The organism is Micromonospora polyrhachis, assembly GCF_014203835.1.
Classification (GTDB): domain Bacteria; phylum Actinomycetota; class Actinomycetes; order Mycobacteriales; family Micromonosporaceae; genus Micromonospora_H; species Micromonospora_H polyrhachis.
In genome coordinates, this window is the sequence record NZ_JACHJW010000001.1 from 5,698,666 (window position 1) to 5,718,172 (window position 19,507).

The window sequence follows — 19,507 nt, forward strand, 5'->3', positions numbered from 1 at the left end:
GCCGGGGGCGGGTCACTTCAACGGGTCGTGTCCCCAGTTCATCAGCGAGTAGCGCCATCGGGTGTGCCGGACGTCGCCGCTGGGACGCTGTGCCAGGTGCCGGTGCACGTACCCGACGACCTTGCGCATGTGCGCGTAGTCCCAGTCGGTCAGTTCCGCCTTCTTCCGGCGTAGCAGCCCCACGATCCGCCGGCCCGACTCGTGGCCGACCGACTCGCCTCCGCTGGCGGAGTGCTGGCCGACCGCCTGCGACTCGTCGGTCTCCAGCCACTTCGTCAACTCGCCGGGGCTCATGTTGACCGCATCGGTGAAGTCCCGGTGTACGCCCGTCCCGTCGTCACCCCGGCTCACGGTGGAGTGCCTCCGGCTTGTGCACCGCATCGCGTCCCTCGGCGGTGCGTACCCGATATTGCGGTTTGTCCTTCGATGCGGCGACCACCCGCTTGGCGGCCCGGGTCCGATGGGTGATCTCCTCCTGCACCGTGCCATGGGCCCTCGAGCCGTGGCTGGACCAGCTGACCCGGTCGCCCCTGTGCAGCTTCTTCCGCTCGGCCATGTGGCGGTCTACCCGGAGCCTCCACCACGAAACGGTGGTCCGCCGCCGGGGGAAGGGGGGTTAGGCCGGTTTGTGGCAGACGAAAATGGCGGTGCCGGGGAAGAGACGTCCACGTAACGGGCTCCACTGGCCCCAGATTCCCTCGTGCCCCTCCGGCCACTCCGGCTCCACCACGTCACGCAGGGAGAAACCGGCACCGACGATCTCGCGTACCCGGTCGCCGAGGGTGCGGTGCTGCTCGACGTAGGTGGGGACGCCCTCGGAGTCCTCCTCGACGTACGGGCGGCGGTCGAAGTAGGAGTTCACCGCCGTCAGACCGTTCTCACCCGGGTCGTCGAGGAAGATCCATCGCATCGGATGAGTGACCGAGAAGACCCACCGACCGCCGGGACGCAGCACCCGGAAGACCTCCCGCATCACCGCGGCCGAGTCGGCGACGAACGGAATCGCCCCGAACGCCGTACAGACCGTGTCGAAGGACACATCGCCGAACGGCAGGGCCAGGGCGTCGGCCTGGACGAGCGGGACGCGTACCCCCGAGGTGGTCGCCGCGCCGGCGGCGTGGCGCAACATGCCGGCGGAGAGGTCCAGCGCCACGACCCGGGCATCCTGGGTGGCCAACCAGCGCGCGGCCGACGCCGCGCCGCAACCGAGTTCCAGTACGCGACGCCCGGCCACCTCACCCAGTAACTGGACGTCGGCCTCCCGGATCCCTTCGGGGCACCACACGAAGTCGACCTCACCCAGGAACGCGCCGTGTTCGGCCTGGTAGTCGTCGGCGTCCAGGTCCCACCAGCCCCGAGCGGCCCGTCGGCTCTCCGCATCGCCAACCCAGCGTCGGCTAACCCCGTGGTGGTCGTCGGTCCAGCCGTCGTCGCTCATCCCGATCACGCTAGACCCCACCGGGTCAGGGATCGGCAGCGGCCGAGGCTTTTCCGGTACGTGGAGTCGCGGATTTCGGGTCCGGGAAAAGTGTGCTGCCTTCAGGTGTGGGGAGGGCTTGCATGCTGTGGTAATGCGCACGGTAAGCTGTTCGATGCGCTCGCGGATCGCGTGCCTCGGCAGGGAGCAGGTCCGCGGTCGACGGACACACCCATGGTCGTTCAGTGGCGCGATGGTCTTCACTGGCGATCGACAGGTGTGTTTGCGGCGGATCCGCTGGGCGCAAACAGGTCACTGCGACACAAGCCAGCTGTGACACACCATCCGACCGGAGCAACCGCCCACATGACGAGCAGCATCGAGGCCTCCTCGAGCGCCACCCGGGTCACCCACGACGATCTCGGTTCCGAGGAGGCTTTCCTCGCCGCGATCGACGAGACCATCAAGTACTTCAACGACGGCGACATTGTCGAAGGCACCGTCGTCAAGGTCGATCGGGACGAGGTCCTGCTCGACATCGGCTACAAGACCGAGGGTGTCATCCCCTCGCGCGAGTTGTCGATCAAGCACGACGTAGACCCCGCCGAGGTTGTGTCGGTCGGTGACCACATCGAGGCCCTGGTTCTCCAGAAGGAGGACAAGGAAGGTCGCCTGATCCTCTCGAAGAAGCGGGCTCAGTACGAGCGCGCCTGGGGCACCATCGAGAAGATCAAGGACGAGGACGGTGTCGTCCGCGGCTCGGTCATCGAGGTGGTCAAGGGTGGCCTCATCCTCGACATCGGGCTGCGTGGCTTCCTGCCCGCCTCCCTGGTGGAGATGCGCCGGGTCCGCGACCTGCAGCCGTACGTGGGGCGTGAGCTCGAGGCCAAGATCATCGAGCTGGACAAGAACCGCAACAACGTGGTCCTGTCCCGCCGGGCCTGGCTGGAGCAGACCCAGTCCGAGGTGCGCACCGAGTTCCTCAACAAGCTCCAGAAGGGCCAGGTCCGCAAGGGCGTCGTGTCCTCGATCGTCAACTTCGGCGCCTTCGTCGACCTGGGCGGCGTGGACGGCCTGGTGCACGTCTCCGAGCTGTCCTGGAAGCACATCGACCACCCGTCCGAGGTTGTCGAGGTCGGCCAGGAGGTCGAGGTCGAGGTCCTGGACGTCGACCTGGACCGCGAGCGGGTCTCGCTGTCGCTGAAGGCGACCCAGGAGGACCCGTGGCGTCAGTTCGCCCGCACCCACGCGATCCAGCAGATCGTTCCGGGTAAGGTCACCAAGCTGGTTCCGTTCGGTGCGTTCGTGCGCGTCGACGACGGCATCGAGGGCCTGGTGCACATCTCCGAGCTGGCCGAGCGCCACGTGGAGATCCCGGAGCAGGTCGTCCAGGTCGGCTCGGACGTCATGGTCAAGGTCATCGACATCGACCTGGAGCGTCGGCGGATCTCGCTCTCGCTCAAGCAGGCCAACGAGGGCTTCGTCGAGGGCGAGGAGCACTTCGACCCGACCCTCTACGGCATGGCCGCGACGTACGACGCCGAGGGCAACTACATCTACCCGGAGGGCTTCGACCCGGAGACCGGGGAGTGGCTCGAAGGCTTCGAGAAGCAGCGGGAGACCTGGGAGCAGCAGTACGCCGAGGCGCGCACCCGCTGGGAGGCCCACACCAAGCAGGTGCAGACCTCCCGGGCGGCCGACGCCGAGGCTGCGGCCAACCCGGCTCCGGCCGGTGCTGGCGCCGGTGGCGGGGCGACCTCGTCGACCCCGGCCCCGGCCCGTCAGGCCGAGGAGCCGGCCGGCACCCTGGCCACCGACGAGGCGCTCGCCGCACTGCGCGAGAAGCTTGCCGGCGGCAAGTAGTCAGCTCACCGCGGAGGCCCGCCCCGCGACCGGTACACCGGTCGCGGGGCGGGCCTCCGCCATCTGCGCTTCGTCCGTTCCCTGCTCCGTCGCTCCGGTTCCGGCCGCCATGTTTCTCCGGTTCCGTCCGGGAGATCGGTGCGGAGTCCTGGCCACGCGTTCCTGGGAGATCTTGGCGGAATGGGACGGTACCGGGTTGACTGGGCAGGTGCTGAAGATCGGACTCACCGGCGGGATCGGATCGGGAAAGAGCGTCGTCGCGCGGCGGCTGGCGCAGCTCGGGGCGGTGATCATCGACGCCGACCGGATCGCCCGCGAGGTGGTCGCTCCCGGTACGGAGGGCCTACGCGAGATCGCCACCACCTTCGGTTCCGGAGTGCTTCAGGACGACGGAAGCCTGGACCGGGCAGCCCTCGGTGTGGTGGTCTTCGGTGACCACGCGGCGCGCGCCCGGTTGGAGGCGATCACCCATCCTCGGGTACGCGCCCGGACCGCCCAACTCGTGGCCGAGGCACCTCCGGACGCGATCGTCGTCAACGACGTACCGCTGCTGGTCGAGGTGGGGCTCGCCGCCACGTACCACCTGGTGATCGTGGTGGAGACGGAGCAGTCCATCCGGATTGACCGATTGGTCCGGGATCGGGGCATGAGCGCCGAGGAGGCGTACCAGCGGATTCGCGCCCAGACCAGCGACGCGTTGCGGCGGGCCGCTGCTGACGCCCTGCTGACCAACAACGGGAGACTGGACGAGTTGCACGCGGCGGTGGACGCGCTGTGGCAGGGCCGGCTGGTGCCGTACGAGCGCAACGTGCGCGAGCGTCGGGTGGCTCCCATGCCTCCCACCGACGGTGGGTCCACAGCGGATCCGACCTGGCCGGCGCAGTTCGCCCGGCTCGCCGCCCGGATCGGGCACGCGCTGGGCCCCGCCGTACAACGGATCGACCAGGTCGGCCCAGCCTCGGTGGCGGGGCTGCCGTCGGTGGACGTCATCGAGATCCGGGTGGGTGTAGCCGCTGACGCCGACCTGGGCCTGCTCGCCGGCCAACTGGCCGATGCGGGGTTCCCGCCGGTGTCGTCGGCGACCGGGGCGGAACGCCGACATGGCGGTGCCGACCCGGCCCGCCCGGTCGACCTGAGGCTTGGCCCGATCGGCTTGCCCAACTGGCGAGCGGCCCTGTTGCTACGGGACTACCTGCGGGACGACCCGCAGCGGTGGTCGGCGACGTCGGCGTACGACGAGCAGATCCGATCGGCCGAGCAGTGGGCGGTGGAAACCGGCTGGGAACCATCCGGGGGAGTCGTGGGATGACGATGCCGACCAGGTGACCGTAGCGACGTGGTGGGAACCGCGCAGCAGGCACGACAATCTGCTCGCCGCGATCCCGGAGCGGGCCGCCGCAGGGCGGCGGAACCTGGGGCCAGAGCAGCTCCCCGGGGGAGTCCCGGTTCCGGCGGGTAGCCCAGCCGCAGCTATCGTGCCGAGGGCTGCCCGTGCGGTTCAGCAGTGGTCACCGGCCTGACCGCAGCAGCACGACGGTGGAGGTAAGGCGCTCGCGGCGGCCGGTCTGCGCGTTCCGCGCGACCGCGTCCGGTGCGCACGCCGGCCGAGTGCCGGGGCTGCAACCCTTTGCGCCGGTCGCGACCATCGATACTGATGTGGGGTCGCGATCCGGACGGCCGCCGCGAGCGGCCTACCCTAGCACCGTAGCCTGGTGATCTTTGCCACACAATCGACATATCGAAGTTGATTGAGCACGTACGGTCTCCGAGGTCCGGTGTCACAGCTGCGGCGTACCGTTGAGGTCATGGCGCTAGACATCCCGCGGCTCGATGGCCGCTTCCAGGTCATCAGCGAGTTCCAGCCCGCCGGTGACCAGCCGGCGGCAATCGCTGACCTTGAGCGTCGGGTGCGGCGTGGTGATCGTCATTCGGTGTTGCTCGGTGCCACCGGGACGGGCAAGAGCGCGACCACCGCCTGGCTGGTGGAGCGGCTCCAGCGACCGACCCTGGTCCTCGCGCCGAACAAGACCCTCTGTGCCCAGCTCGCCAAGGAGTTCAGCGAGCTGATGCCGCACAACGCGGTCGAGTACTTCGTCTCCTACTACGACTACTACCAGCCCGAGGCGTACATTCCGCAGACCGACACCTACATCGAGAAGGACTCCTCGATCAACGAGGAGGTGGAGCGGCTGCGGCACTCGACGACGATGTCCCTGCTGACCCGCCGGGACGTGATCGTGGTGGCGACGGTGTCGGCGATCTACGGCCTGGGCACCCCGGAGGAATATCTCGACCGCGCGGTGCGGGTCAAGGTCGGGCAGGAGATCGAGCGGGACAAGCTGCTGCGCCGGCTGGTCGACATCCAGTACACCCGTAACGACATGGCCTTCAACCGAGGGACGTTCCGGGTCCGTGGCGACACGCTGGAGATCATTCCGGCGTACGAGGAGCTGGCGCTGCGGATCGAGTTCTTCGGCGACGAGGTGGAGAAGCTCTTCTACCTGCACCCGCTCACCGGCGAGGTGGTCCGGGAGGTCGAGCACCTGCTGATCTTCCCGTCGACGCACTACGCGGCGGGGCCGGAACGGATGGAACGGGCGATCGCCGGTATCGAGGCCGAGTTGGCCGAGCGTCTGGCCGAGCTGGACCGGCAGGGCAAACTGCTGGAGGCACAGCGGCTGCGGATGCGGACCACCTACGACATCGAGATGATGCGTCAGGTCGGTTTCTGCTCCGGTATCGAGAACTACTCGATGCACATCGACGGTCGTGGGCCGGGCAGCCCGCCGCACTGTCTGATCGACTACTTCCCGGACGACTTCCTCACCGTGGTCGACGAGTCGCACGTGACCATTCCGCAGATCGGTGGGATGTTCGAGGGCGACGCGTCGCGTAAGCGAATGCTGATCGACCACGGGTTCCGGCTGCCCAGCGCCGCCGACAACCGGCCGCTGCGCTTCGACGAGTTCCTCGACCGGGTCGGCCAGATGGTCTTCCTCTCGGCCACTCCGGGGCCGTGGGAGTTGGAGCAGGCCGGTGGTGAGTTCGTCGAGCAGGTCATCCGACCGACCGGTCTGGTCGACCCCGAGGTGATCGTCAAGCCCACCAAGGGGCAGATCGACGACCTGATGCACGAGATCAAGCTACGTACCGAGCGGGACGAGCGCGTGCTGGTCACCACGCTGACCAAGAAGATGGCCGAGGACCTGTCCGACTACTTCCTGGAGCACGGCATCCGGGTGCGCTACCTGCACTCCGAAGTCGACACGTTGCGCCGCGTGGAGTTGCTGCGCGAGCTGCGTAAGGGCGACTACGACGTACTGGTCGGCATCAACCTGCTGCGGGAGGGCCTCGACCTGCCCGAGGTGTCGCTGGTGGCGATCCTCGACGCCGACAAGGAGGGCTTCCTGCGTAGCGCCCGGTCGCTGATCCAGACCATCGGCCGGGCCGCCCGTAACGTGTCGGGTCAGGTGCACATGTACGCCGACAAGATGACGCCGTCGATGCGGGACGCGATCGACGAGACCAACCGGCGACGGGCCAAGCAGGTCGCGCACAACGAGGCCAACGGGATCAGCCCCGAGCCGCTGCGGAAGAAGATCCACGACATCCTGGACGACATCTACCGCGAGGCGGAGGACACCGACGGGATGACCCGGGTCGGCGGTGCCGCACGCCAGTTGTCCCGAGGCAAGGCGCCGGTCGCCGAGACGCGTAGCCGGGGCCGGGTGGCTGCCGGTCCGTCCCGAGAGGGGATGGCCCGTGCCGACCTGGCCCAGCTCATCCAGGAACTCAGTGACCAGATGTTGGCCGCCGCCCGTGAGTTGCAGTTCGAGGTGGCGGCCCGGATCCGGGACGAGGTCGCCGAGTTGAAGAAGGAACTACGCGGGATGGACGCGGCCGGCGTGAAGTAGCCCCCGCAGCGCGGTGTGGCGTGGCGTGGCGTTAGGAAAGTGCTCAGCGGAGATGTCGCCGGGGGTTGGTACGGTGTCGCCCCCTCGCCACCGTTCTCAGGAGACGCCACGATGACCATCAGTGAACATGTCGCCGAGTTCGCCGGACTGCCCTGCTTCCAGTTCGAGGAGGGCGCGGAGTTGCCCGAGACCCCCGCCTCAGTCGCCTGGCGGGTCGAGGCCTGGGGGGAGGACGATCCTGACTGGGAGGCCCAGCTGTCGCCGACCTTCCAGCGGGTGTTCGAGAGCTTCCTCGGGACTGTCGACCCGGCCACGGTCACCGCGCTGGTGATCGGGTCGTGGGGTTACGCCGCCTCCAACACCGCACCGATCGAACAGCTCTGCGCGGCGGCGTCCCGGCTGACCGGGCTGCGGGCGCTGTTCCTCGGCGATATCACCTCCGAGGATTGCGAGATCTCCTGGATTCGGCAGGGGGACATCACGCCGTTGCTGGCGGCGTACCCGGATCTGGAGGTGTTGTGGGTGCGCGGCGCGGACCCACAACAGGCTGATGAGCCTGGGGTACTTCGTCTCGACCCGGTACGCCATACCGCGCTGCGGGAGCTGGTGATCGAGTCTGGTGGGCTCCCGGGCAGCGTGGTGCGGGGCGTCGGCGAGTGTGACCTGCCCGCGTTGGAGGTTCTGGAGTTGTGGCTCGGCACCGATGATTACGGCGGTGACGCCACCGTTGACGACCTGGCCCCGATCCTGGCCGGTAACCGGCTGCCGGAGCTGCGCTATCTCGGGCTGCGGGACGCGGAGATCGCCGACGAGGTGGCGGCGGCGCTGGCTGCCGCGCCGGTGGTCGCCCAGCTCGACATCATCAACCTGTCACTGGGCACCCTCTCCGACGAGGGGGCGGCGGCGCTGCTGGCCGGGCAGCCGTTGACCCATCTGCGCCGGCTCGACCTGCATCATCACTATCTCGGCGAGGAGATGGTCGAGCAGTTGAGCGCCGCGCTGTCCGGCGTGGAGGTCGACCTGTCAGACCCCCAGGAGCCCGACGAGGACGGCGATCGTTACGTGGCCGTCAGCGAGTGAGCCGTGTCGGATCGGCCTGTTACGTTGGCCGCTCCCGGTGCCCTTTCATCGTCCAGGAGATCCCCGATGACCATCAACGAGCACATCACCGAGTTCGCTGGTCTGCCCGTGGTCGACTTCGTGCCGGACATGGAACCGCCGGCCGACCCGAGCGGGGTGGCCTGGCGGATCACCGAAGACCACGACCTCAGCGAGATGATCCCCGAACAGGTCGAACATCTCCCGACGGTGGTCGACCCGGCCGACGTCCGGGCCCTGATCATCTGTGCGTGGGACGCGCCCTTGTCGGTCGAACAGCTGGTTGGTCTCGCGTCCCGCCTGACCGGGTTGCGGGCGGTGTTCCTCGGCGAGATGACGTTCGAGGAGTGCGAGATCTCCTGGATTGAGCAGGAAGACATCACCCCACTGCTGGCGGCCTACCCGGACCTGGAGGTGCTGCGGGTGCGGGGCACGAACGGGCTGGCCCTGGCTCCGGTGCGGCACGCCGCCTTGCGCGAGTTGGCGTTCGAGTCCGGTGGCCTGCCGGCGTCGGTGGTCCGTGCGGTCGCCGCGTGCGACCTGCCGGCGCTGACCCACCTGGAGTTGTGGCTCGGCACCGACGAGTACGGCGGCGACACCACCGTTGACGACCTCGCCCCGATTCTGGCCGGCACCCGGCTGCCGGCGGTGCGCTACCTCGGGCTGCGGGATGCGGAGATCGCCGACGAGGTGGCGGCGACGCTGGCCACCGCCCCGGTGGTGGCTCAACTGGACACAGTGGACCTGTCGTTGGGCATCCTGAGCGACAAGGGGGTGGCGGCCTTGCTGGCCGGGCAGCCACTGACCCATCTGCGCCGGCTCGACCTGCACCACCACTACGTCAACCGGGAACTGGCCGACCGACTGACCGCCGAGTTGGCCGGGGTCGAGGTCGACCTCTCCGACCACCAGGCGGCCGACAACGACCGGCGGTACGTGGCAGTCTCCGAGTGAACATCGAATCGCCGCTGGTGGTGGTCGGCAACCCCGACAACCGGCGGGTCACCCTGTTCCGGGCCGCCGCCGCGCGGGCCGGTCTGGCCGTCGAGGTGCTGCCCTGGCGCAGGCTGGCCACCGGCCCCGTCCACCTACCGGCCGGTGCCGTCGTACGGGTCGACTCGCCCGGTGAGGACGCCGAGGTGGACCGGTTACTGCGCGGTGCCGACCGGCCCGCCGAACACGGCGAGATCGTCGGGATGGCCGCCTGGTACGTCGGCCTGCGCAGCGCTCTCGGCCGGCTCACCGATGCGGTGGACGTCGCCGGGGCGACCCTGCTCAACGCCCCAGCCGACATCGCGATCATGTTCGACAAGCGCGCCTGCCACGCCCGGTTGACCGAGGCCGGGGTGCCCGTGCCCCCCGCGTTGCCCGGTCCCGTTCACGACTACGGTGAGCTGCGGTCCGCACTGCGCGACGCGGGCTGGCCCCAGGTCTTCGTCAAGCCCGCGCACGGGTCGTCGGCATCGGGAGTGCTCGCCCTGCGGATCAGCCAGGGTGCATCTACCGGGCCGACCCCGACCCGGGTATCGGCGACCACCTCGGTGGAGTTGGCCGACGACGGACGGCTGTTCAACTCGCTACGGGTGCGCACCTACCGCGACGAGCGGGAGGTGGCCGCGATCGTGGACCGGCTGGCCCCGGACGGGCTGCACGTCGAACGCTGGTTTCCCAAGGCGGGGCTGGCCGGGCAGGTGTTCGACCTGCGGGTACTGGTAGTCGCCGGCGAACCCGGTCACGTGGTGGTCCGGGCCGGCCGGGGTCCACTGACCAACCTGCACCTGGGCAACGCCCGGGGTGACCTGGCCGCCGTGCGTGCGCGGCTGGGCGAGGCCGGTTGGGCGGCCGCCATGCGTACCTGCGTGCGGGCCGCCGCCTGCTTCCCCGGTAGCCTGCACGCCGGGGTCGACCTGCTCATCGGAACCGACTGGCGGCGTAACAGCGTGGCCGAGGTGAACGCCTTCGGCGATCTGCTGCCGCACCTGTTGGACGGCGCGGGTCGGGACACCTACGCCGCCGCGCTGCACGCGTGGCGTACCGGCCGGTTCGACCGCTGGCAGACGGGTTTCCTCGCCGGGAGGGGCAGATGAAGGATCTGATCGGCAGTCACGATCTGCTCTTCGTCACCCTCGACACGTTGCGCTACGACGTGGCCGCCGAGTTGGGCGCAGCCGGACGTACCCCGAATCTGGCCCGGGCCCTGCCCGGCGGGACCTGGCAGCGTCGACACAGCCCGGCGAGCTTCACCTACGCCGCCCACCAGGCGTTCTTCGCCGGTTTCCTGCCCACGCCCACCGGACCAGGGCCGCATCCCCGGCTTTTCGCCGCGGCCTTCCCCGGCAGCGAGAGCACCACCGAGGAGACCTGGGTCTTCGAGGCACCCGATGTGGTGACCGCGTTGGCCAAGGCGGGCTACCACACCGTCTGCGTCGGCGGGGTGGGCTTCTTCAACCCGCACTCACCACTGGGCGCGGTGCTACCCGGCCTCTTCGCCGAGGCACACTGGGAGCCCGCGTTCGGGGTGACCGCCCCGGACTGCTTCGAGGCGCAACTCGACCGCATCGCGACTGTCGTGCCGGCGGCCCCGGCTGACCGACCGCTGTTCCTGTTCGTCAACGTCGCCGCGATGCATCAACCGAACCGGCACTACCTGCCCGGCGCGGAGCAGGACAGCCGAGCCAGCCATGCCGCCGCACTGGAATACGTGGACCGGCACATCGGCCGGCTCTTCGCGTTGGCCACCAGCCGGGACCGCCCCTGCCTGGTGGTGCTCTGCGCCGACCACGGCACGGCGTACGGCGAGGACGGCCACACTGGGCACCGGTTCGGCCACGAGGTGGTGTGGACGGTGCCGTACGCCCACTTCGTCATCGAGCCGGGCGACTGGGACAAGCTGGGGGACTGGCCGTGACCGACGAGATGCTGACGGGGTCGCCGTACCAGGGGTATCTCTACGCGTACCCGCACAAGACGGCATACCGGCCGTTGGTGCCCCGCCCCGCCTTGCGCGACGTCTGGGCTGGCGAGCGTACCGATGCCCTCTTCCTCTATCTGCATCTGCCGTTCTGCGAGATGCGGTGTGGGTTCTGCAATCTGTTCACCCGAGCCAACCCACCCGCAGAGCAGGTGACCGCCTACCTTGATCAGCTGCGTCGGCAGGCGACCCGGGTACGGGACTCGCTGCCGACCGGCACCGACGTCGCCCGGATCGCCATCGGCGGCGGCACCCCGACCTACCTGACCGCCACCGAGCTGTCCACAATGTTCGACCTGGTGGCGGAGTTCGGTGCCCGTCCCGGCGCGGTACCGATGGCAGTGGAGACCTCACCGGCCACCGCCACCGCCGACCGGATCGGGGTGCTCGCCGAGCGGGGCACCAAGCGGGTCAGCATCGGAGTACAGAGCTTCCTGGACGCCGAGGCGCGGGCCGCCGGCCGCCCGCAACGGCGTCCGGAGGTGGAACGGGCCCTGGCTACCATTCGGGCGCACGCGGTCCCCGAGTTGAACCTCGACCTGATCTACGGCATCGCCGGGCAGACCGCGCGGACCTGGGCCCAGTCACTGGCTGCGGCACTTTCCTGGCGTCCCGAGGAGTTGTTCCTCTATCCGCTCTACGTCCGGCCGCTCACCGGTCTCGGCCGCCGCGAACGCAGTGACCTGGCGGACCAGGCCTGGGACGAACAGCGGCTGGCGCTCTACCGGCAGGGGCGGGACACCCTCCGGGCGGCCGGCTACCGGCAGTTGTCGATGCGCCACTTCCGGCGGGCCGATCTGCCCGCCGAGTTGTCCGGTGACCGGTCCGGCACGGACGGCCCGGGGTACTGCTGCCAGTCCGATGGCATGGTGGGGTTGGGTTGCGGTGCCCGCTCCTACACCACCGACCTGCACTACTCGTTCGACTACGCGGTCGGCATCGGTCAGGTACGGGCGATCATCGACGACTACCTGCGTCGCCCGGTCGAGGACTTCGACCTGGCCGAGGTCGGCTTCCGGCTCGACCCGGTGGAACAACGCCGGCGGTGGCTGGTCAAGTCACTGCTACGCACCGAGGGCTTCACTCCAGCAGCCTATTCGGACCGGTTCGGCACCGGGGTGCGCGACGACTTTCCGGCCCTGACGGCGCTCGCCGACCGGGGGTGGCTGAGCGCTGATGGTGAGCGGATCGCGCTGACCGACGCCGGGGTGGAACGCTCCGACGCGATCGGACCGTGGCTGGTCTCCGGCCCGGTCCGCGTCGCGATGACGGAATACGCACTCCGGTGAACCTGTCCATCCTCTACCGGGGGCCGCTGGCCAGTTGCAACTACGACTGCGCCTACTGCCCGTTCGCCAAGCGCCGGGACAGCCCGGACCAGTTGCGGGCCGACCGGGCGGACCTGGCGCGATTCGTCGACTGGGTGGTCCGTAACCCGGACGGAGACCAACTTTCCGTGCTCTTCACGCCCTGGGGGGAGGGGCTGACCCGGTCGTGGTACCGGAACGCCCTGGTGACGCTCTCCCGACTCGACCACGTCGAGCGGGTGGCGATCCAGACCAACCTCGCCTGCCGGCTGGACTGGCTGGCCGAGGCGGATCGCCGTACCGTCGCGCTCTGGGCGACGTACCACCCCGACCAGGTGTCGCGGTCGACCTTCCTGCGTAGCTGCGCCACCCTGCGCGGGTCCGGCGTGCGGTTCTCGGTTGGTGTGGTCGGCCTGCCGGCCCACCTCGACGAGGCCCGCGCCCTTCGGGAAGCCCTGCCTGAGGAGGTCTACCTGTGGGTCAACGCCGCCGAGGGGCACCACTACAGCGGCGCCGAGGAGGCCGACTGGGCAGCCGTCGATCCGCTCTTCGGCTACTCCGTCCGACCGCATCTCTCCGGCGGGCGGGGTTGCCGTACCGGGGACACGGTCATCTCCGTACAGGGTGACGGTGGCGTCCGTCGGTGTCACTTCGTCGTCGAGCCGCTGGGAAACCTCTACGACGGTTCGTACCGGACGGCGCTTCGCCCCCGGCCGTGTCCACTGCCAATCTGTGACTGCCACATCGGCTACGTGCATCTGGAGACGTTGCCGCTCTACGACGTCTTCGCCGGCGGGGTACTCGAACGCATCCCGGCCGTGTCCACTGCCAATCGAGCCGTCGCACCGTTGGATCGGCGGCCGGTGACCGCGCCGGACTGGGGGGTGCCGCCAGGCGCACTGCGTTGACCGGGGGCACGTCGGCTGGCTGACCGGGGCACGTTGGCTGAAGATTCGCCTGGACCCCGTCATCCGCCGGGCCCGGCAGCCCCGAACCCGCCGGGTCCGGCGGATGGGAGGACCCGGGCGCGGGCACTCCCAGCCCTGGCCAAGCTTCCAGCCCTGGCCAACTCTTCAGATGGCCAAGTTTCCGGTGGGGCTGATCTCCCAGTTGGGCTGATCTCCCAGTTGGGCTGATCTCCCAGCGGGAGGGTGGCAGGGCGTGACGGACGTCGGGAGGCTAACCCGACGGTACGACACTTTCGTGGCGCCGTTGGCCGGGCCCGTTGGCCGGGCTCCGGCCGCTGACGGGCCGATCCGGAGGCTCCGGCCGGGTCGGCCCGAGGCTCAGGCGGGTACGTCGGTGAAGTGTTCGACCACCGGTGGCCCGGCGAAGTAGGGCCCGATCAGGCTGCGCCAGGTGGTGAACCGTTCGGTGGCCCGGAAGTTCTGCTCATGGGCCGCGACCGAGTCCCACTCCACGATCAGGACGAACCGGGTGGGGGACTCGATGCCCCGGGTCATCCGTACCGATCGGCAGCCCGGAGTGCCGGCGAGTACCTCGTGCCCCTTGGCGTACGCCGAGGCGAACGCCTCCTCCTGCCCAGGGACCACGTCGATGAGAGCGACTTCAAGCACCATGGTCGGCAGCGTCGCATGGCGCGGCGAGCGGCTTGCCGTCAGGGCCACCGATAGATATCTAGCCTCCTAGGATGCCCTAGCGAGTGTGCTCCGTCACGGCACTCCCGAGGTCGATGTGCGAAAGCGGGTGCCGATGGTGAACAATGGCGCCCGAGGAGGGGAGTATTCCCTCGCAGCGATGTCGTCAACACGGTTGCAGCCGTCACTCGAACGGCCCAAGACCCGGCGTCGTTGGTCGCCGGCGACACGGCTTTGCGTCCGTGGCACGGTGGCGGAAGAGACCTCCGACAGTCACCCCTTTTTGGCATCACCGGTGCGGCCTGCGTTCTCGTATGCGTCCGTGCACGTGATGTCACGTGTCTGCCGGAGGAGTCCGTTGAACGTGTCCGTATGGGTGTGGGTCGTTACCCTTGTCGTCCTGACGGCAGTGCTGCTCGTCGACCTATTGATCATTGGCCGTCGGCCGCACGAGCCCAGCATTCGCGAATCGAGCCTCTGGGTCGCCTTCTACGTCGGTCTCGCCCTGCTGTTCGGAGCCGGCATCTGGGTCACTTCGGGCGGGACGCTGGCCGGGGAGTTCTACACCGGTTGGCTTACCGAATACAGCCTGTCGGTGGACAACCTCTTCGTCTTCGTGATCATCATGGGGCGGTTCGCGGTGCCTCGGGTGTACCAGCAGAAGGTGCTGCTGGTCGGCATCGTGCTGGCCCTGGTCATGCGTGGTGGCTTCATCGCGGCCGGAGCCGCCCTGATCTCCAAGTTCTCCTGGGTGTTCTACATCTTCGGCGCGTTCCTGGTCTACACGGCGATCAACTTCCTCCGTCAGGGCGAGCCGGATGAGGACGACTTCAAGGAGAACCTGCTCATCCGGTGGAGCCGGCGGGCGTTGCCGCTGTCCCGCACCTTCGACGGTGCCCGGCTGACCACCCACGAGAACGGCCGGCGGGTCTTCACCCCGATGCTGGTCGTCATGATCGCGATCGGTACGACCGACCTCATCTTCGCCCTCGACTCGATCCCGGCGATCTTCGGCATCACCGAGGAGCCGTACCTCGTCTTCACCGCCAACGTCTTCGCGCTGATGGGGCTGCGGCAGCTGTACTTCCTGCTCGGCGGGCTGCTCGACCGGCTGGTCTACCTCAACATCGGACTCGCGGCGGTGCTCGGTTTCATCGGGGTCAAGCTGGTGCTGGAGGCGTTGGCCGACAACAGCCTGCCGTTCATCAACGGTGGCGAGAACGTGACCTGGGCACCGCACATCCCGATCTGGCTCTCCCTGACCGTGATCCTCGGTGCTCTGGGGGTTGCCACCATCGCCAGCCTCATCAAGTCGTCCCGGGACCGACGACGCGAGGCTGCCGGGATCAGTTCCTGACCCAGGTCTCGCACTGACCCACGGTGTCCTCGGCCGGATGATTCGGCCGGGGACACCGTTCGTATGTATGGGCGCTACCGCAGACGCGCGGACCAGCGGCGCGGCCGGAGAACGACGATCAGGGGCGGTGGATCAGACCCGGTGCGCCCCGACCAGAGTCGCGACCCGGTCGGCCGGCAGCGCCTCCTCCAGCACCCGCCGCTGTCGGTAGCAGGCGTGCAGCATGCGCCGCTCACCATCGGCACCGGGAGCGGCGGTGACCACCCCGATGTGGTGGATCGGCCGGCCCGGCCGGGCGAAGAAGTACAGATCCCCGGGCCGCTCGGCACCATCCGGTAGGGCGGTGGTCGACTGGGCCTGGTCGCGGGCGTCCCGCGGCAGTCGTACGCCGAGCCGGCGGTAGGCCAGGGTGACCAGCCCGGAACAGTCGACGCCGTACGGGGACAACCCGCCCCAGACGTAGGGGACGCCCATCATGCGGCTGGCCACGGCGAGCATGTCGGTGGCGACGGACGGCTGGGACGGCACCGGCACGAGATGCTCCGCCCTGCCCCAGAGGGGTTGGTCGTGACCGGATACGTGCACCGGTTGCCAGCCCTGCCGGGGTGCCCCGGCCGAGGCGAGCCGGGTACCCAGGATGGCGTTGTCGAGGAGCAGGTCGCCGTCGGGTGCGGCGTGCAGGCCGGTGGCGTCGGCGTCGACCACCAGCGCCGCGTAGTCGGCGGGGGTCGGGTCGTGGGTGGTGAGTTGCTCGAGCGGCAGCCAGCCCGGGTAGCCGCGGGGGTCCAGACGGTCGGCGGATTGTTCGGCGGCGACCACCCGGGCCCAGCCGTCGGGCCGGATCTCCTCGACGTGCACCCGTTCACCGAGTAGCAGTTGACTCAGCACGCAGTCGCCGACCCGTTGGTCGGGGTCCATCGCGGCGATCCAGCCGGGTACGTCCGGACGGATGCCGGTTACCGGTCCGTCGATCGACCGTACGGCCTCCGGTCGGGTCCACAGTGTCGCGACGCTGGCCCGGACAAGGGCTTCCCGGCCCACCTGTGGCACTGCGGCCCTCGCGTCGTTCGGCACCGAAGCTTCCTCCCCGTCGCTAACCTGTCTGTCGACGGTATGAAAATTAACGCCAGGTCTCAACCGTTAACCCGAATGTTCTTTTCAGGCAGGCCGGTGATTCCCAGTCCGGGACTGTCCGGCAGGACCACCGTCGCCCCGTCGTAGCGCATCCCACCCTGAACCGGAGAACTGGCGATCCACCAGGCGGCGTCCAGGTCGGAGACGGCGCTGGTGCCGTAGGCCGCCACCAGGCTCGCCGCCGCTCCCACCCCGATCTGGCTCTCCATCATCGAACCGACGATGGTGCCCAGGCCGTGTGCGGTGGCCAGCTCCAGCAGGGTGCGGGCCGGCCCCAGCCCGCCACACTTGGCCAGCTTCACGTTGACCATGTCGGCGGCCCGGCGGCGGATCACCTCGACCAGGTCACGGACGCCCAGGACCGACTCGTCGGCCAGGATCGGGATATCCACCCGGTCGGTGACCCAGGCCAGTCCCTCGATGTCCCAATGCGGCACCGGCTGCTCGACCAGCTCGACGTCGAGTCCCGCCTCCTCGATACCCCGGATGATGCGTACCGCCTCGCGGGGCGTCCAGCCCTGGTTGGCGTCGAGCCGGATCTTCGGCTCGGCACCGATCGCCGCCCGGACGGCGCGTACCCGGGCCAGGTCCCCGGCCGGATCGGCACCCACCTTGAGTTTCAGTACGGTGAACCCCTCGCTGGTCCGCTGCTGTGCCTTCGCGGCCAGGTCGACGGCGTCGCCCGCCGCCAACGTCACGTCCGTGGGCACCCGCCTGCTGGTGCCGCCGAGCAGCCGTACCAGGGGTACGCCGAGCCGCCGCGCGGCCAGGTCGTGCAGGGCGATGTCGACGGCCGCCTTGGCCGCCTCGTTGCCGGCCACCGCACGTCGTACCTCGTCGCACCGGGCCACCAGGTCGTCGGGGTCGCGGCCGACCAGCAGCGGACCGAGCATCTCGGTGACGCAGGCGTCCGCCCCGCCCACCGACGCGCCGGTCACCTGCCAGACCTGCGGTGCCTCGCCGAACCCCGACCGGCCGTCGCTGTCAGTGATCTCCACCGCCAGCGTCTCCACCGTCGTGGTCCGCCGGAGCGCCGTGACGAACGGAGTGTGTAAGGGGGCGGACAGGTGGTGGGTGCGTACCGAGGCGATCGTCATCAGCGCACCCTACCGGTAGTTGATCGACGTCCCGCCAGGCCGAAGCCGGAGGTCAGGCGGTGGCGGGGCGGCGGGTCGGGCGGGCCGCCCAACCGGTCATCAGCAGGGTCTGCGCGATCAGGTAGGTGGTCATCACCCAGATGGGCGGGCCGGGCAGGGTGGCGGCGTCGGCCACCCCGACCGCGATCATCAGGTCGGAGACGAGGAAGAACGCTCCACCGAGGCCCATCCGCCAGCCGAGCGCCGCCGCGCTGGTGGCCATGCTGGCCAGCGCGGTCGCGTACACCGTGACCGGTATCGCCACACCCTGTTCGGTCAGGCCGGGCCACAGCCAGGCGAGCGCGGCGGTACCCAGGACGGCGTACCCGAGGGGGACGGCGACCAGCGGCGGGCGGCGCAGGGCCGTGCTGGCTCGACCGGGTCCGGAGCGGGCTGGGGCCCGTAGGAATGCGGTGAGGTAGCAGAGTTGCGCTCCGAGGAAGAGCGACATGCCGGTCAGGAACCAGCCGGTGCCGGGGGAGAGCAGGGCGATGTCCCCGCCGGTGGAGAGGGCCAGACCGGTCAGCACGAGTCGGCTCGGCCGGCCGTTCCTTTCCCGGGTGGCGAGCCACAGCCAGATCCCGAGCAACGGCATCAGCAGCGGTTTGGTTGCCCATTCCAGGGCGTCGTTCCGGATTCCCACCGCGATCAGGTTCACGGCCGACACCAGGGCGAACACGATGAGGATGGCGCGGCTACGCAGCATCGGGGGATCTCCTGCGACGGGGCGGAACCGCTGGGCCGGCCGTCGGTCGGCCCAGCGGATTGCGCGGAGCGTACCCCGGGTCACCGCCCGCGGCTACCTGGTGGTAACCCTCGGGGTGGTCATCCGACCGGGGCCAGGTCGTGCCGGGCAGTCCAGGCCAGCGCCGAGATCCGGGCGATCAGGCGGCAGGCCGCGTCGTCCGCGCTTTCGCCGGTCGGGCCGCCGTCGGCGAGGTCGGTGGTGGTGCAGACGACGATCGCGTACGGCGGTGCGTCGTCGGGGAAGACGATGCCGGCGCCGTGGCGTACGCCGGGCACCCAGCCGCCCTTGTGGGCGATGCGGGTCTCCGGCGGTAGGCCGAGGGCCAGGTCGTCGCGGTGTTCCTGGGCGAACAGCACGTCGAGCATGGCCGAGCAGGTGGCGGGGGCGGCGATCGGTCCGGGGGTGTCGGCACCTCGGGCGATGGCACCGAGTAGGGCGGCCAGGTCGGCGGCGGTGACCAGGTTGGTGATTCCGGCCTGGCGGGCGGCGAAGTCCTCGATGCCCCGGCCGGTGACGCTGTGTCGGGTGTTGGCCCGGGCCCAGACGTCGGCGACGGCGGGGAGGCCGACGTGGGCCAGGACGATGTTGGTGGCCAGGTTGCTGGACTTGACGATCATGCGGCTGGCCAGCCAGCGGAGGGTGGCGGTACCGTCGAGCCGGTCCCAGACCGGTTCGTCGTTGTCGTCGTTGCGGTCACAACCGAACCGGGGGGTGTCGGGCACCGCCGACGCGAAGTCGTTGCGGACCGGCACCCGGGTGTCCAGGTCCAGTTCGCCGGCCTCGGCGGCCCGGTACAGGGCGGCGAGTACCGCCACCTTCATGGTGCTGGCGGCATAGTGGGTGGCGTCGGGCAGCCGGGTGTAGGTCGGTGCGGTGTCCAGCCGGCCCACGTACACGGAGATCGTGCCGGGGGTGCCGGCCAGGTCGGCGTCGAGATCATTCCAGATCATGACGCCGACCGTAG

General features: G+C 69.5%; 17 protein-coding genes and 1 pseudogene. 10 read left to right on the plus strand and 8 right to left on the minus strand.

Annotated elements, in window-relative coordinates; all coding sequences use genetic code 11:
- Nucleotides 1-15 precede the first annotated feature (15 nt).
- The 3 genes and pseudogenes from FHR38_RS25285 to FHR38_RS25295 form a co-directional block, all read right to left on the minus strand.
- A pseudogene (locus FHR38_RS25285) lies at nucleotides 16-351 on the minus strand (DUF3140 domain-containing protein); the annotation flags it as partial.
- Nucleotides 338-556 carry a hypervirulence associated TUDOR domain-containing protein gene (locus FHR38_RS25290; protein ID WP_184536996.1) on the minus strand — a complete coding sequence of 73 codons (219 nt, stop codon included), beginning with the start codon at nucleotides 554-556 and terminating at the stop codon, nucleotides 338-340. The gene FHR38_RS25290 and the pseudogene FHR38_RS25285, both read right to left, overlap by 14 nt.
- A gap of 60 nt (nucleotides 557-616) precedes the next feature.
- Entirely contained in the window at nucleotides 617-1,438 is an 822-nt protein-coding gene (locus FHR38_RS25295) for a class I SAM-dependent methyltransferase (RefSeq protein ID WP_184536997.1), read from the minus strand.
- Between the two features lie 345 nt (nucleotides 1,439-1,783).
- On the opposite strand from FHR38_RS25295, the gene rpsA reads away from it, so the two are divergent.
- The 9 genes from rpsA (at nucleotide 1,784) to FHR38_RS25340 (ending at nucleotide 13,478) form a co-directional block, all read left to right on the plus strand.
- Nucleotides 1,784-3,280: a 30S ribosomal protein S1 gene (rpsA, locus tag FHR38_RS25300; RefSeq protein ID WP_184536998.1), complete on the plus strand. Its 1,497-nt coding sequence runs from the start codon at nucleotides 1,784-1,786 to the stop codon at nucleotides 3,278-3,280.
- A 208-nt stretch (nucleotides 3,281-3,488) separates the two neighbouring features.
- Nucleotides 3,489-4,589, plus strand: coding sequence for a dephospho-CoA kinase (gene coaE / locus FHR38_RS25305; RefSeq protein WP_184536999.1), 1,101 nt, complete (start codon nucleotides 3,489-3,491; stop codon nucleotides 4,587-4,589).
- Between the two features lie 496 nt (nucleotides 4,590-5,085).
- Nucleotides 5,086-7,194, plus strand: a complete 2,109-nt coding sequence (uvrB, locus tag FHR38_RS25310; protein ID WP_184537000.1) for an excinuclease ABC subunit UvrB — start codon at nucleotides 5,086-5,088, stop codon at nucleotides 7,192-7,194.
- A 111-nt stretch (nucleotides 7,195-7,305) separates the two neighbouring features.
- A complete protein-coding gene (locus FHR38_RS25315) occupies nucleotides 7,306-8,274 on the plus strand; it encodes an STM4015 family protein (RefSeq protein ID WP_184537001.1) in 969 nt (322 codons plus the stop codon).
- Between the two features lie 66 nt (nucleotides 8,275-8,340).
- Nucleotides 8,341-9,246, plus strand: a complete 906-nt coding sequence (locus FHR38_RS25320; protein WP_184537002.1) for an STM4015 family protein — start codon at nucleotides 8,341-8,343, stop codon at nucleotides 9,244-9,246.
- Nucleotides 9,243-10,379, plus strand: coding sequence for an STM4014 family protein (locus tag FHR38_RS25325; RefSeq protein ID WP_184537003.1), 1,137 nt, complete (start codon nucleotides 9,243-9,245; stop codon nucleotides 10,377-10,379). The genes FHR38_RS25320 and FHR38_RS25325 overlap by 4 nt, the downstream gene beginning before the upstream one ends.
- A complete protein-coding gene (locus tag FHR38_RS25330) occupies nucleotides 10,376-11,200 on the plus strand; it encodes an STM4013/SEN3800 family hydrolase (RefSeq protein WP_184537004.1) in 825 nt (274 codons plus the stop codon). The genes FHR38_RS25325 and FHR38_RS25330 overlap by 4 nt, the downstream gene beginning before the upstream one ends.
- Nucleotides 11,197-12,552: an STM4012 family radical SAM protein gene (locus tag FHR38_RS25335; RefSeq protein ID WP_312882402.1), complete on the plus strand. Its 1,356-nt coding sequence runs from the start codon at nucleotides 11,197-11,199 to the stop codon at nucleotides 12,550-12,552. Before FHR38_RS25330 ends, FHR38_RS25335 begins: the two co-directional genes overlap by 4 nt.
- Nucleotides 12,549-13,478 carry an STM4011 family radical SAM protein gene (locus FHR38_RS25340; RefSeq protein WP_184537005.1) on the plus strand — a complete coding sequence of 310 codons (930 nt, stop codon included), beginning with the start codon at nucleotides 12,549-12,551 and terminating at the stop codon, nucleotides 13,476-13,478. The genes FHR38_RS25335 and FHR38_RS25340 overlap by 4 nt, the downstream gene beginning before the upstream one ends.
- A 378-nt stretch (nucleotides 13,479-13,856) precedes the next feature.
- On the opposite strand, the gene FHR38_RS25345 is transcribed toward FHR38_RS25340, so the two are convergent.
- A complete protein-coding gene (locus tag FHR38_RS25345) occupies nucleotides 13,857-14,150 on the minus strand; it encodes an antibiotic biosynthesis monooxygenase family protein (protein WP_184537006.1) in 294 nt (97 codons plus the stop codon).
- A gap of 376 nt (nucleotides 14,151-14,526) precedes the next feature.
- Here FHR38_RS25345 and FHR38_RS25350 point away from each other — a divergent pair, with 376 nt between their 5' ends.
- Nucleotides 14,527-15,525 carry a TerC family protein gene (locus FHR38_RS25350; RefSeq protein ID WP_184537007.1) on the plus strand — a complete coding sequence of 333 codons (999 nt, stop codon included), beginning with the start codon at nucleotides 14,527-14,529 and terminating at the stop codon, nucleotides 15,523-15,525.
- 132 nt (nucleotides 15,526-15,657) lie between these two features.
- Here FHR38_RS25350 and FHR38_RS25355 read toward each other — a convergent pair whose 3' ends face one another.
- From FHR38_RS25355 to FHR38_RS25370, 4 genes are all read right to left on the minus strand, one after another.
- Nucleotides 15,658-16,599, minus strand: a complete 942-nt coding sequence (locus FHR38_RS25355) for a C40 family peptidase (protein ID WP_312882403.1) — start codon at nucleotides 16,597-16,599, stop codon at nucleotides 15,658-15,660.
- 59 nt (nucleotides 16,600-16,658) lie between these two features.
- Nucleotides 16,659-17,756 carry a mandelate racemase/muconate lactonizing enzyme family protein gene (locus tag FHR38_RS25360; protein ID WP_184537008.1) on the minus strand — a complete coding sequence of 366 codons (1,098 nt, stop codon included), beginning with the start codon at nucleotides 17,754-17,756 and terminating at the stop codon, nucleotides 16,659-16,661.
- 52 nt (nucleotides 17,757-17,808) lie between these two features.
- Nucleotides 17,809-18,501, minus strand: a complete 693-nt coding sequence (locus FHR38_RS25365) for a lysoplasmalogenase (RefSeq protein ID WP_184537009.1) — start codon at nucleotides 18,499-18,501, stop codon at nucleotides 17,809-17,811.
- A 119-nt stretch (nucleotides 18,502-18,620) separates the two neighbouring features.
- The gene (locus tag FHR38_RS25370; RefSeq protein ID WP_184537010.1) at nucleotides 18,621-19,493 is read right to left on the minus strand and encodes a serine hydrolase; all 873 of its coding nucleotides are present in this window, start codon (nucleotides 19,491-19,493) and stop codon (nucleotides 18,621-18,623) included.
- Nucleotides 19,494-19,507: the final 14 nt, after the last annotated feature.

Coding starts and splice junctions, on each gene's coding strand:
- FHR38_RS25290 (WP_184536996.1), bottom strand. CDS start 556: ATGGCCGAGCGGAAGAAGCTGCACAGGGGCGACCGGGTCAGCTGGTCC.
- FHR38_RS25295 (WP_184536997.1), bottom strand. CDS start 1,438: ATGAGCGACGACGGCTGGACCGACGACCACCACGGGGTTAGCCGACGC.
- rpsA (WP_184536998.1), top strand. CDS start 1,784: ATGACGAGCAGCATCGAGGCCTCCTCGAGCGCCACCCGGGTCACCCAC.
- uvrB (WP_184537000.1), top strand. CDS start 5,086: ATGGCGCTAGACATCCCGCGGCTCGATGGCCGCTTCCAGGTCATCAGC.
- FHR38_RS25315 (WP_184537001.1), top strand. CDS start 7,306: ATGACCATCAGTGAACATGTCGCCGAGTTCGCCGGACTGCCCTGCTTC.
- FHR38_RS25320 (WP_184537002.1), top strand. CDS start 8,341: ATGACCATCAACGAGCACATCACCGAGTTCGCTGGTCTGCCCGTGGTC.
- FHR38_RS25330 (WP_184537004.1), top strand. CDS start 10,376: ATGAAGGATCTGATCGGCAGTCACGATCTGCTCTTCGTCACCCTCGAC.
- FHR38_RS25345 (WP_184537006.1), bottom strand. CDS start 14,150: ATGGTGCTTGAAGTCGCTCTCATCGACGTGGTCCCTGGGCAGGAGGAG.
- FHR38_RS25360 (WP_184537008.1), bottom strand. CDS start 17,756: ATGACGATCGCCTCGGTACGCACCCACCACCTGTCCGCCCCCTTACAC.
- FHR38_RS25365 (WP_184537009.1), bottom strand. CDS start 18,501: ATGCTGCGTAGCCGCGCCATCCTCATCGTGTTCGCCCTGGTGTCGGCC.
- FHR38_RS25370 (WP_184537010.1), bottom strand. CDS start 19,493: ATGATCTGGAATGATCTCGACGCCGACCTGGCCGGCACCCCCGGCACG.